At 41.0% G+C, this 13440-nt stretch carries 8 protein-coding genes; all 8 read right to left on the minus strand.

Annotated features, from left to right (window positions below; genetic code table 11):
• Positions 1–5 precede the first annotated feature (5 nt).
• Positions 6–1187 (minus strand): NRAMP family divalent metal transporter, encoded by a 1182-nt coding sequence (locus R2S10_RS08355; RefSeq protein ID WP_316839998.1) that lies wholly within the window; start codon positions 1185–1187, stop codon positions 6–8.
• Complete coding sequence (locus R2S10_RS08360) at positions 1184–1978, minus strand: 5-oxoprolinase subunit PxpA (RefSeq protein WP_316839999.1); 795 nt, start codon at positions 1976–1978, stop codon at positions 1184–1186. The genes R2S10_RS08355 and R2S10_RS08360 overlap by 4 nt, the downstream gene beginning before the upstream one ends.
• Positions 1975–2940: a biotin-dependent carboxyltransferase family protein gene (locus R2S10_RS08365; protein WP_316840000.1), complete on the minus strand. Its 966-nt coding sequence runs from the start codon at positions 2938–2940 to the stop codon at positions 1975–1977. The genes R2S10_RS08360 and R2S10_RS08365 overlap by 4 nt, the downstream gene beginning before the upstream one ends.
• Positions 2927–3631 (minus strand): 5-oxoprolinase subunit PxpB, encoded by a 705-nt coding sequence (pxpB, locus tag R2S10_RS08370; protein WP_316840001.1) that lies wholly within the window; start codon positions 3629–3631, stop codon positions 2927–2929. The genes R2S10_RS08365 and pxpB overlap by 14 nt, the downstream gene beginning before the upstream one ends.
• Before the next feature lie 12 nt (positions 3632–3643).
• Positions 3644–4345 (minus strand): dipeptidase PepE, encoded by a 702-nt coding sequence (pepE, locus tag R2S10_RS08375; RefSeq protein WP_316840002.1) that lies wholly within the window; start codon positions 4343–4345, stop codon positions 3644–3646.
• Positions 4346–4439: 94 nt separating this feature from the next.
• Positions 4440–8105 carry a phosphoribosylformylglycinamidine synthase gene (gene purL / locus R2S10_RS08380; RefSeq protein ID WP_316840570.1) on the minus strand — a complete coding sequence of 1222 codons (3666 nt, stop codon included), beginning with the start codon at positions 8103–8105 and terminating at the stop codon, positions 4440–4442.
• 214 nt (positions 8106–8319) lie between these two features.
• Entirely contained in the window at positions 8320–9813 is a 1494-nt protein-coding gene (locus R2S10_RS08385) for a RagB/SusD family nutrient uptake outer membrane protein (RefSeq protein ID WP_316840003.1), read from the minus strand.
• Between the two features lie 11 nt (positions 9814–9824).
• Positions 9825–13289, minus strand: coding sequence for a TonB-dependent receptor (locus tag R2S10_RS08390; RefSeq protein ID WP_316840004.1), 3465 nt, complete (start codon positions 13287–13289; stop codon positions 9825–9827).
• Between the last annotated feature and the right edge of the window lie 151 nt (positions 13290–13440).

Here is a 13440-nt window from a genome sequence, read left to right on the forward strand (position 1 = left end):
AACCGCTACCCGCTAATCATATCAATCAACACTTTTACACTCATCACCCCTACAATCAGCACAACCAATCCGCCAAAAATACTCAGCCAGATCGGATGCTTATAATCGCCAACAATCTCCTTTTTATACGCAGCGAAAAGAATTGTAGCCAGGGTAACCGGCAAGATAAATCCGTTCAGTACACCAGCCAGAATCAACAGTTTCACCGGTTTTCCGACCAGCACAAAGATGATCGTTGAAATCAAAATGAAGACAATGATCACCAATCGTTCTTTTTCCTTGATTTTAACGCTAAAAGATTTGATGAATGACACCGAAGTATAGGCGGAACCAATCACAGATGTGACCGCAGCAGAGAACATCACCAATCCGAACAAGCGGTAACCAATATCACCTGCCGCCAATTGAAACACGGAAGCTGTTGGATTCGCTGCATTAATGGCCAATCCCTGGCTGATTACACCCAAAGAGGCTAAAAACAAAAATACGCGGACCAATGAAGCTACCGAAATCCCCATTACTGCACTCGTATTTACGGAAGGCAGTGACTCTTTTCCTTTAATTCCTGCATCCAGTAAACGGTGGCCGCCAGCAAATGTAATATAGCCACCTACAGTACCACCAACCAGGGTTACAATGCTTATAAAATCTATTTTTAAGGGTACAATCGTACGTAATGCGGCTTCTCCAATTGGAGGCGCCGAGGTAATTGCAATGTAAATGATCACTATAATCATCACAAAACCCATTACCTGTGCAAAGCGATCCATCGCCTTCCCTGCTTCTCTGACTAAAAAAATAGCTATGGCCAAGGCGGCAGAAATGATCGATCCATTGATCACAGAAATCCCTAATAACGCTTGAAGTCCCAGGCCTGCCCCCGCTATATTTCCAATATTAAAGGCCAATCCGCCAAGAACAATCAGAAAAGAGATAAAACCTCCCAATCCAGGCAAGAGCATATTTGCAATATCCTGCGCTCTTTTCCCAGATACAGCAATTACCCGCCATATATTGAGTTGTACGCCAATATCTATGATGATAGAAGTCAGGATCACAAAGCCAAAACTTGCGCCCAGAGACTGTGTAAAAAAGGTAGTCTGGGTTAAGAAACCCGGTCCAACGGCAGAAGTTGCCATTAAGAAGGCAGCCCCAATCAGGACACTTCGGTTTTTTATGACTTTCATTGGGTCGATACGTTAGGGTTTGATAAATCTGGTAAACCAAGTTGCATTCCTGCACTTTTCAATGCCGTATGAAGTTGTTCGGCAAAGGCGACCGCAGTTTTCCCATCTCCATGGATACAAACTGTATCTGCCTCAATCTTCAACAGTGTTCCCTGCGTGGATAGCACCGTCCCCGCTGTAATCATCTGTATCACCTGGGCAACTGCAGATATTGGATCTGTGATCAAAGCATTCGGTTCTTTTCTAGGCGTAAGCGTTCCATTTTCTTGGTAAGTCCGGTCGGCAAAGACCTCATTGGCTACCGATAAACCTATTTTCTCACCAGCAAGGGTCAATTCAGAACCCGATAAACCATACAAAATCAAAGCTGGATCGATCTTATAAATGGCCAGTGCAATAGCCTCTGCCAACGTTTTATCGGTGGCTGCCATATTGTATAATGCTCCATGAGGTTTCACATGTTGCATCTTTCCACCTTCCGCTTTAAGGAAAGCAGCAAGGGCACCTACCTGATAAATGACCATATCGTAAGCTTCCTCTGGCGAAATCGCCATTGTTCTTCTTCCAAAACCTTGCAAATCCGGCAATCCAGGATGTGCCCCGATGGCTACACCATGACTGATCGCTAACCTGACCGTCTTTTTCATCACTGCAGGATCTCCTGCATGAAAACCACAAGCAATATTAACGGAAGAAACAAAAGGCATAATTGCAGCATCATTACCGATGTCAAATGCGCCAAAACCTTCCCCCATATCGCAATTCAGGTCTACAGTAAGGGATTTAATCATGATGAAATATATTTAAAAGTTAAACTCTGTTTAAGTTGATTAATTTCCTGCTCCCTGGCAATTAAAAGCGTCTGTGCCTGCTTCAAGCTAAGGAGTTCAAACTGGATCTGCGCTCCGGAATGGAGTTGTGCCAATTTCCCAAGATCTGTACGCAGTACCTGTAAGATCCTTGGATACCCACCTGTGGTTTGATGATCAGCCATTAAAACAATCGGACTTCCTTCTGAGGTCACTTGTACCGTTCCAAAAGTAACAGCTGAAGAAAGCATTTCTTTAGCTGTTTTCAATTGCAATACTGGACCTTCCAGTCGGTAGCCCATCCGATCGGCAGCTTTACTGATGCTGAATGGACTAATAAATAAATCGGCAAGGCTTTTTTCTCCGAACAATTCAAACTCAGGTCCTTTCATTACACGGATGATATTTTTATCGGTTGGCGTATATAGATCCTTACTTAAGGTCCAGTTCATAGCTACCGGTAAATGCGGAACTTCCAACTTAAAAGCAATCCGATCGCCCTTTTTTAAGGCTCGTCCTTCGAAACCACCAAAACCTGCAGGCAGATAAGTGGAAAGGCTTCCCAATACCGGACTTAGGTCAAAACCACCTTGAACACTTAAATACGTACGACAACCGGCAATGGCTTGTCCGAAAGTAAGGACCGAACCCTTAGTCAGCAACAACGGACGCCATAGCTCAGCAGGAAGTCCATCTATTTTCGCCGACAAATCAGCACCGGTAATCGCAATGAGTGCATCACTTTCAAAAAGTATCTCCGGACCTGTTAAAGTACATTCCAAACCGGCTTCTCCTGCTGCATTCCCCAGCAATAAATTGCCTAATCTTAACGCATCCTCATCCATTGCACCGCTTACAGTAAGTCCATCTTTACGGTATCCCGTTCTGCCAAGGTCTTGAACAGTAGTTAGCATTCCTGCTTTAATAACCTTAATCCCCATCATTCCTCCTTATTTGTATAAACTCTTTTTCAGAAATAGCCACAAACTTCAATCGATCTCCTGCTTTTAGTAAAGCCGGCTCTTTGCGGTTCAGGTCGAATAATGACAGCGGCGTTTGGCCGATAATCTGCCAGCCACCAGGTGTTTCTATAGGATAAATCCCCGTTTGCTGTCCTGCAATCCCTACCGCTCCTGCAGCAACTTTTGCCCTGGGTTGTGCTTTTCTAGGCGCAGCAATTTTTTCATTCATCCCACCCAGGTAAGGAAAACCTGGTGCAAATCCAATCATATAAACCAAATACTCGGCAGCCGTATGGATGGCAATAACTTTTTCAACGCTCAAATGGTTATGGGCTGCAACAAATTCCAGGTCAGGGCCAAAATCTCCCCCATAAACCACCGGAATTTCGATCAATGTTGCAGTGCGAGGCGCTGAATCCTCCATCAACTCCTTCATCATCTCCTCTAATAAGCCCTGTATCTCTTCATAGCGTATAATCCAGGGCTGATAATAGATCGTTACTGAAGTAAAAGCAGGGGTATACTCGATGAATCCCTCGAATGAATTTTCATCAAGATAAGCCGTTACTGCCCTCAGCTGTTGATGAATGGCTTCGCTAATCTGATCAGGAAACTGAATCACAATAGCTGAATCACCGAGCGGATAAAAAGTATAAGTGTTTATTTTTTTCATCACCTTCCGTTATCAGAATTTCAATACTGATCCTGGTTTCAATTCGTAAGGTACCGTATTGGCAAGAAAGATCCTGGAATTCTTACTGCCTTCCGTAGTCACAACCGAACCATTTACGCGTACCCAGCTACCTTCTCTCAGTCCAACTACAGGGGTATCGTTAAATACATGAAATTCTTTGATCCTGGTTTCGCGAGTCTCTCCGTTATGTGTACTTTCTGGATCAGGATCCAGATAATGGGCGTTAAGGTTAAAGGGAACTAAGCCCATTGTGGTAAAATCAGAAGGATACACAATCGGCATATCATTGGTGTTCTTCATATTAACCCCGCCGATATTACTGCCTGCACTGGTTCCTAAATAAGGAATCCCGCTTTCTACTCTCTGCTTCAATACCTCCATCAGGTTTAAGTCATGGAGTTGTTGAACCAGTAAAAAGGTATTTCCACCACCGGTAAAAAAGCCTTCTGCTTTCGCAATGGCGGCTTCAGGCTCAGAAAAAGTATGCAATCCGCGTACCTTAATCCCTATTGTTGCAAACGTTTCCCTTACCTTTTCGGTATAATCATCATGACTGATGCCTCCGGGACGGGCGAAAGGAATAAATACAATTTCGGAAACTCCGTTAAAGAAACCAGAAAGCTCCGGCAACAGGTAAGCAAGGTATTCTTCTCCAAATAAGGTAGAGGTGCTGGCTAGCAAGACATTCTTCATAACAATGATTTTAAGCATTGCTAAAGTAGGAATCTGGTTCCTTATAAACGAAAAATCGCCTCCCAATTTGATTCAGGAGGCGATTAATTTTATATTATTTAGATTTGCTTTCTAACCATTGTCTGGCGTTTACAAAAGCTTCCATCCATGGAGATACTTCGTCTTTACGTCCTTTTGGATAGTTAGCCCAATGCCATTGGAACAATGAACGTTCAATATGTGGCATCATTACTAAGTGTCTTCCTGATTGATCACACATCATTGCAGTATTGTAATCAGAACCGTTTGGATTAGCAGGATAGCTTTCGTAAGCATATTTAGCTACGATACCATACTGATCTTCTGCATATGGCAACTGGAATTTACCTTCACCATGTGAAACCCATACTCCTAATGTACTTCCGGCAAGGCTGGATAACATCACAGAGTGATTTTCCTGGATCGTCAATGAGGTAAAGATACTCTCATGTTTCTGAGAATCATTGTGCAGCATTTTGGGTTTTTCTTCATGATCTTTATTGATCAATCCTAATTCCACAAATAGCTGACACCCGTTACAGATACCTACTGAAAGCGTATCCTCACGTTTGAAGAAGTTTTCTAAAGCTACTCTTGCTTTCTCATTGTATAAGAATGCACCAGCCCAACCTTTCGCAGAACCCAACACGTCTGAGTTAGAGAAACCTCCAACAGCACCGATAAACTGGATATCTTCTAAAGTCTCACGACCAGATATTAAATCTGTCATGTGTACATCCTTCACATCGAAACCTGCAAGGTACATGGCATTCGCCAATTCACGCTCAGAGTTACTACCTTTTTCTCTCAATACCGCTGCTTTTGGTCTTGGTTTAGAAGCATCAAAAGAAGGTTTTTTACCATCAAACTGTAATGGGAAAGTATAGTTTAAGACGTGGTTTTTGTAGTTATCAAAACGTTCTTTCGCTTTCACAGCACCTGCTTGTTTTTGATCCAATAGGTAAGAAGTTTTGAACCATACATCACGTAAATGATCAATATCAAAGCTATGGCTGCTTGTTGCGTTCTTCACCGTTAATGTTGGCTCAGATTTCACGATACCAATTTTATGGTAAGCAACACCAGCTTCTACTAATAATCCTTCTACAGAAGCATCAGCCTGGAATACGATACCAATATTCTCTGCGAACAACACTTTAATCAAGTCATCATTGCTCAATTCAGAAAGATCGATGGCAGCCCCAAGGTCTCTGTCTGCAAAGCAAAGCTCCAATAGCGTAGTGATTAAACCACCGCTAGCGATGTCATGACCTGCCTGGATTTTACCAGTTTTGATCAATTGTTGAATCGTATTGAATGAGTTTTTAAATTGAGCAGCATCGGTTACATCAGGAGTTTCATGACCAATTTTGTTCATGATCTGTGCAAAAGAAGATCCACCTAATTTATAAGTATCATTTGATAAGTTAATGTAATAGATAGAACCACCATTTTTCTGAAGAACAGGCTCTACAACTGCGGTAATGTCATCACAATGACCACCTGCAGAAATGATCACTGTACCTGGAGCGATTACTTCTCCATCAGGATATTTCTGTTTCATCGATAAGGAATCCTTACCTGTAGGAATGTTTACTCCTAATTCAATGGCAAATTCCGAACATGCTTTAACCGCTTCATATAAACGGGCATCTTCACCTTCGTTTTTACAAGCCCACATCCAGTTGGCAGAAAGCGAAACGCTATCTAATCCGTCTTTTAATGGTGCCCAAACGATGTTGGAAAGAGATTCAGCAATAGCGTTACGGCTACCTGCAGCAGGATCAATCAAAGCTGAGATTGGTGCATGACCTATTGAAGTCGCGATACCATCTTTTCCCTGATAATCCAATGCCATTACACCACAGTTGTTTAATGGCAATTGTAATGGACCAGCACATTGTTGTTTGGCTACTTTACCACCTACACAACGGTCAACTTTATTCGTCAACCAGTCTTTAGATGCTACAGCTTCCAATTGTAATACCTGCTCAAGGTAGGTATCTAATTTATTAATATCATAAGTAACAGGCTCGTATTTCCTGTCGATCGTAGTATCTTCCATCACCACCTTTGGCGAGCTGCCAAACATGTCTTTCAATTCCAGATCCATTGGTTTTAAGCCAGTAGTTTTAGAAGCGAAAGTAAAACGATGATCACCGGTCACTTCACCAACGGTATACATTGGGCTACGCTCACGTTCTGCAATTTTATGTAAAGTATCGATGCTATCTGCTCCGATCACTAATCCCATACGTTCCTGAGATTCGTTTCCGATGATTTCTTTCGCAGAAAGCGTAGGATCTCCAACTGGAAGTTTATCCAGGTCGATCAATCCACCTGTTTCTTCAACCAATTCAGAAAGGCAGTTTAAGTGACCACCAGCCCCATGATCATGAATAGAAACGATAGGGTTAATATCACTTTCTACCATACCACGAACGGTATTAGCTGCTCTTTTCTGCATTTCCGGATTAGAACGTTGAATGGCATTCAGCTCGATGCTAGAACCTAATGCGCCAGTATCTGCAGAAGAAACCGCAGCTCCACCCATACCAATACGGTAATTTTCACCACCTAAGATGACAATTTTATCACCTGTACTTGGTTTATGTTTTAAGGCCTGATCTGCTTTACCGTAGCCTACGCCACCTGCAAGCATGATCACTTTATCAAAACCTAATCTTCTACCTTCTTCTTCATGCTCAAAAGTAAGCACAGAACCAGTAATTAGTGGCTGACCGAATTTGTTACCAAAATCTGAAGCACCGTTAGAAGCTTTGATTAAGATATCCATTGGCGTTTGGTACAACCATTTTCTTTCTTCAACACCAGCTTCCCAAGGACGATTTTCTTCTAATCTCGACAAAGCAGTCATATATACTGCAGTACCTGCAAGAGGCAATGAACCTTGTCCACCTGCCAGTCTGTCTCTGATTTCTCCACCTGCACCAGTTGCAGCACCGTTAAACGGCTCTACTGTAGTTGGGAAGTTATGTGTTTCCGCTTTGATTGAAATTACGGATTCAAAATCTTTTACCTGGTAATAATCAGGCACATCTGCTCTTTTTGGAGCAAACTGCTGTACTACCGGACCTTTTACGAAGGCAACGTTATCTTTATACGCAGAAACAATACCGTTAGGGTGTGCTTCTGAAGTATGGCGGATCATTTTAAATAGAGAATAAGGTTTTTCTTCGCCGTCGATTACGAATCTTCCGTTGAAGATTTTATGGCGACAGTGTTCAGAGTTTACCTGAGAGAAACCGAATACTTCTGAATCGGTTAACTTACGACCAAGGTTTTCAGCTAACTGGTTTAGGTAATTTACTTCTTCGTCGCTCAATGACAATCCTTCCTGCTTGTTATAAGCAGCAATGTCAGAGATTTCCAGAATAGATTCTGGCTGAACATTAGTTGTAAATACATCCTGACCTAGTCCTTCATATTTTTGAAACAACATGTGATCAAAATCCGAAGCGTCAGCAGTTACCGTTTCAAACTCCTCGATACGAACTATACCATGAAGGTCCATATTTTGGGTTATCTCTACCGCATTCGTGCTCCATGGGGTCACCATTGCTGCCCTTGGGCCTACAAAGAAACCACTTAAGGAAGTTTCGGTTTTAACTTTTGCGCCTCCAAACAGCCAACTTAATTTTGAAATATCAGCTGGTGTAAGGCTTCGGTTTACTTGCAAGACATAAATCTTGGCAGATGGGGTTTCGAAGAAAGAGATCATATTCATAAAGTGCTGCAAAGATACTTTAAAAAGTAATAATGATGCAATTGAAAAAGACTAAAATAACAAGAATCATTGGGTAAAAGCAGTTGATTTGCCTGAGTTATGACCCTGATCTGATCTTTTTCGCCTCATCTCTGGCCCGGATATTCAAACAAAAAAGGCTGCCTTCTCTTTTCGGAGGGGCAGCCTTTTATAAAATATATAAGGTTAACTATGGATTTTGTCCGCCTGGACCAATACCCCTATTTGCATCGATTTCCGCTTGAGGGATTGCCCATTGCCATTCAATTCCACCTGCTGGAACAGTAAGCACTCCAGAAATTGCAAGTGTTGCATTTCCACCTGTTCTATCTACAGGCAAATTCAGACGTTTCAGGTCAAAGAAACCAAATCCTTCTCCCCAAAGTTCCACTCTTCTCTGAACAAGAATCTCTTCTAAAAGCGCAGCACCTGTGTTAGTTGATAGTACATAAGACGCATTACGATTTTTAGCAAGCGTAAACAAGGCGTTCTGTGCATTCACATTTTCAGCCGCATTACCTTCCACTGCTAAATGAGCTTTAGCTTCTGCTTCAATCAAATACATTTCTGCAACCCTCATGTTCACCACATCTCCAATACTACTTGCACCTGCATTCGTGAATTTCCTTTGCATATGCTTAGATCTGATTCCACCCGTAGGGATCGGGAAAGCTGTATTGGTTCCTGTTGGATCCCAAACACTTTTACGGATATCAGTTGCCGCAATTTTATCATACAAGGCAGAATTAATGCGTTTAGGATTAGATCTGTTTGCAGTGGAAGAGTAAGTACCCATATAAGCAAAGAAAGAATAGAAATAAGTAGTCTGATCTTCTTGCTGCATACTTCCCCACATCCATTCCGGGTTAGTTACACTGTTAAAACCTTTCAGGTAATCGGCAGCCGGCATCAGCGCTAATCCAGTTCTCGCTTCCACAGCATTTTGAGCTGCAACAGTCCACAGTCCTTGTGCTAATGCAACCCTGGCTTTTAGTCCTTTTGCTACATTTAGGTTAAGGTGTGAGATGTTCTTTCTTGGAGTTGCACCATTCAATAAAACAATAGCCTCATCAAGATCCTTATTAATTTGAGCATACACTTGCTCAACAGAAGATCTTGGGGTATCATTATCCAAAACAGAAGTGATTTTGATTGGAATACCCGCTTGTGTATTTGAAGCACCTTTGTCGTAACGTTTTGCATAAACCTGAACCAGGGCGAAATGAGCCCAGGCACGGTAGGCATAAGCCTGACCTTTGATCTGCTTTTTATCAGCATCAGTTCCTTCAGCTGCATCAATCTTGTCAATGATCATATTTGCATTCTCAATAATCCTATAATAAAAGGTATAGAGAAAACTATTATTACCATTTGTTGCACTTCTATGAGTCACCCATTTATGAACACCAAATGCAGTCGTACTTACAGAATTGATCAGATCGTTACCCATATAATCAATATTCAGGTTCACAGCACCCTGTCCACCTTCTTCCTGTCTGGCATATTGAACATACAGAGACCTATGGATTCCGTTCAAGGCAGTCATGGCATTTGCTGTTGTCGTGAAAACTGCATCAACAGCTACAAGATTAGTAGGCTCAACATCCAGGTATTCTTTTTTACACGCACTCACTGACAAAACGAGTACTACCAATGGCAAATATATTTTGTGTAGATTTTTCATAATTGTCTAATTTAAAATGTTGCACTTAATCCTAAACTCACAATTCTAGATGGAGTATAAGCATTTGAATTCACACCACTAAAGTTCTGTCTTGGGTCTAATCCTTTACGTTTAGAGAACAAGGCAAGATTCTCACCTGTTGCAAAAACATTAAGTTTGTTCAAACCAGTAGCTTTTACCCACATTTGAGGCACAGCATAACTCAGGTTTACTGAACGAAGATCAAGGTAAGAAGCATCTATAAGGAAACGTGATGAAGTGGCATTGTTCATCGTAGATCTACCCACATCAAGTCTTGGAATTCCCGAAGGATCACCAATTTCCTTCCAGCTCTTCAATGCATCCACATGTAGTGCCGATCCATAAGAACTGTAAGACATTAAGCTCTGGTAGTTAGAATCGTATGATTTTCCACCTACTCCATAATTCATCTGTACAGAAAGTGTCAGTTGTTTATACCTGAATGTATTGGTGAAGCTTCCGTCAAACCTAGGAATTGCATTTCCAGAATAGGCAAAAAGTGCATTATTAGCATTGATGGTATAAGTCTGTCCATCAATTGTTCTGAGGTCTGCTGGTAAGTGATTAGCAGTAGTGTTCATTTGATATAATGATGCACCATCCTTTGGATCTACACCTGCAAATTGACGTAACCAGTATTCATAACGAGAAACACCAACAGCCAATTGTTTTGTTCCATCGATAATAGTAGGCTGTACTTCTGGCATCTTTGTGATTTTATTACGCACCAAGGTCCAGTTTACGTTAAGATCCCAATTAAAATCGGTAGTTTTCACAATATCTCCACCAATCTGAATCTCAATACCTTTATTACTCATGTTTCCAAGATTTCTGGAAATACTGCTACCGAAAGGATCCCCATCTTCAATTCCAATACCACTCGATAGTGACAATGGCACTTTAAACAATAAGTCGGTTGAACGTCTGTCAAACAACTCAAATGTACCACGTAGTCTATTATTAAATAAACCGAATTCGACTGCCAGATCTATCTGAGTATTAGTTTCCCAAGTCAAAACTGGATCTGCAAGGTTAGCAAATAGCACACCTGGTTCAGGACCATTGTTATAACCTAAGGCATAAAAACTTCTTGATGGATATAACGAACTTAAACCATCATTACCTAATGATCCATAAGAACTTCTAACTTTTAAATAATTAATCCATTCTATATTTTTCATAAAATCCTCCTGACTGGCAACCCATGCTCCACCTATGGCATAGAATTTACCCCATCGGGTTCCATCGTTCCATTTAGAAGAGGCGTCTGTACGGAAGGAAGCTGAAAAGAAATATTTCGAGTCAAAATCATAATTCATCCTTGCGAAATAAGCTTCTTTTTTATAATCGTCAATGTAGGAATCCAAATCAGTTGTAGTCGCAAAATTCCCCAACTCCACATTTCCATCCAAAATCTGACCAGTTCTCGCACCAGTTAAATATTTATAATCATAATCGTAATTGTTATGTCCCAATAAAACACCAAAAGTATGTCTATCTACCTTTTTGTTATAGTTTAACAATTGCTCAAGTGTATAAGAGGTCGTAGTGGTCGACGTATTTCTAGCCCTACCATTTGGCGCACCATCACCAACGATTTTATTCTGATAATCGTTAAAAAAATAATTGGTAACATCCACACCTAGATTGGTAGTAAACTTAAAATCCTTTAAAAAGGTAACTTCGGCATAAGTTCTTGCACCCAATACATTTCTCTTGATCTGTGTCTGATTTAACAAGGTCTCCTCAAGGATATGACGACCTGGACTTGCGCCAGAAGGTCTGTTAGGGATCCCTAAAACACCTTGTAGACCTCCAGTATCATAGATTTTATCTCCTTTTGAATCACGCAAGTAATCTCCGCTTACCGGATCATGTGCATACACAGGGTAAATTGGTCCCATACCTCTGGAGAAATTAAACGGATTTACAAAACTTGCACTTCCATCAGCATCAGCCTGATTAGATTTAGTAATGTTACCAGAAATATTCATCCCTGTTTTTAACCAGCTAAGCGGTTTAGAATTCACATTAATCCTTCCATTAAATCTGTTATAATCAGAACGGATAATATAACCTTTTTCATTTAGGTAGCCCAAAGAAACATAATAATCAGATTTTTCTGAACCACCACTAACTGCCATACTGTAATCTGATCTTGATCCGGTTCTTTTCAAACCTTCTAACCAGTCCAGATCATCCGCATATTTCAATTGTGCGTTCGGATTTAACAAACCATTTGTCCCTACAATTGAGTTATCAGCTACATTAAATGGATTGTTCATCAACAAGTTTTTGATCTCATTACTCGCCAAGGTATTAGCTGCATCTATTGGCATAGGTACCGCGGTAGCACTCACTGGATACACCAAGCTATTTCTAAAAGCTTGCCATGCAAGTGGATAATACTCATAAGCATTAACCCTATCATATTCAGGAACACCTCGTGAGGTAAATCCTTGCAATGCTCTAACAGTCAGTTGTTCTTTATTCGCCCTACCTTTTTTAGTGGTAATCAAAATCACCCCATTTGCAGCACTTGAACCATATAAAGCCGAGGACGCCGCATCTTTCAGGATGCTGATATTTTCAATATCATCCGCATTTAGGTTTCCAATATTTCCATCATACTGGATTCCATCTACAATGTACAATGGGCTATTCGAACTATTGATGGAACCAAAACCACGGATACGAATATCTGGCCCTGAACCCGGCTGTCCGCTTCCAGCGTTCACCTGAACACCTGGTGCGGCTCCTGCTAGTGCAGATAGCAAATTAGTTACTGGTTTCTTTTCTAATTCTTTAGCATCTACAGTAGCTACAGCGCCTGTATATGCAGATTTCTTTGAAGTTCCATAAGCGACATTAATAAGCACATCACCAAGTACTTTGGCGTCCTGATCCAGTCTGATATCTCCCAGATTTTCTGTTGCTTTAACTTCTTTTGGAAGGTAACCTAAATAAGAAACCACTAAAATGGCACCTCTTTCTACGCCTTTAAGCACAAAATTTCCTGCTGCATCCGTCCCTACTGCTTTAGCACCGGATTTTAATTTTACCGAAGCGCCACCAAGAGGAAGTCCGGTTTCATCAATAACACGTCCACGTACGTCAATTGCCGCAACAGCGACTGTAAAACCGGATAAACTTGTAGTTTCAGCTTTTTTTCTGATCACAACAATGTTGCTGTTCAACGCATAAGTTAGGTCTTGCCCTGCAAAACAAATCTGCAGGACTTCTTCAATAGTAGAACCTTTAACATTGATGCTAATCGGTTTTGCGCTACGAATTAACTTGGTGTTACCCAGAAAGTCGTAGCCTGACTGCGTTCTAATTTTATTAATAATTTTCTCGAGAGAGGCATTTTTCTCAGATAAAGTAATTCTCTGAGCATATCCACTGGCACTTACATGAAGAATACCAATAGACATTAAAATAATTATCAGCTTCATAACTCTTATGAATTGAATAGGTATATACGCCAAAGGCCTACCCCTAAAAAGACGGTAAAAAACCATATATTTGATTGTTTGGGTTTAATTGATTGAGTTGTTTAGTCGCAGTAAAATGGGTTTCCCGAACAAGTGATAATTAATTATCTGA

Origin of the sequence: Pedobacter gandavensis, from assembly GCF_032678745.1 — a bacterium.
GTDB classification, from domain to species: Bacteria; Bacteroidota; Bacteroidia; order Sphingobacteriales; family Sphingobacteriaceae; genus Pedobacter; species Pedobacter gandavensis_C.

What these genes read in the sequence shown, in the direction of transcription:
- R2S10_RS08365 (WP_316840000.1), bottom strand. Translation starts at nt 2,940, where the DNA reads ATGATGGGGATTAAGGTTATTAAAGCAGGAATGCTAACTACTGTTCAA.
- pxpB (WP_316840001.1), bottom strand. Translation starts at nt 3,631, where the DNA reads ATGAAAAAAATAAACACTTATACTTTTTATCCGCTCGGTGATTCAGCT.
- R2S10_RS08390 (WP_316840004.1), bottom strand. Translation starts at nt 13,289, where the DNA reads ATGAAGCTGATAATTATTTTAATGTCTATTGGTATTCTTCATGTAAGT.
- R2S10_RS08360 (WP_316839999.1), bottom strand. Translation starts at nt 1,978, where the DNA reads ATGATTAAATCCCTTACTGTAGACCTGAATTGCGATATGGGGGAAGGT.
- R2S10_RS08385 (WP_316840003.1), bottom strand. Translation starts at nt 9,813, where the DNA reads ATGAAAAATCTACACAAAATATATTTGCCATTGGTAGTACTCGTTTTG.
- R2S10_RS08355 (WP_316839998.1), bottom strand. Translation starts at nt 1,187, where the DNA reads ATGAAAGTCATAAAAAACCGAAGTGTCCTGATTGGGGCTGCCTTCTTA.
- pepE (WP_316840002.1), bottom strand. Translation starts at nt 4,345, where the DNA reads ATGAAGAATGTCTTGCTAGCCAGCACCTCTACCTTATTTGGAGAAGAA.
- purL (WP_316840570.1), bottom strand. Translation starts at nt 8,105, where the DNA reads ATGATCTCTTTCTTCGAAACCCCATCTGCCAAGATTTATGTCTTGCAA.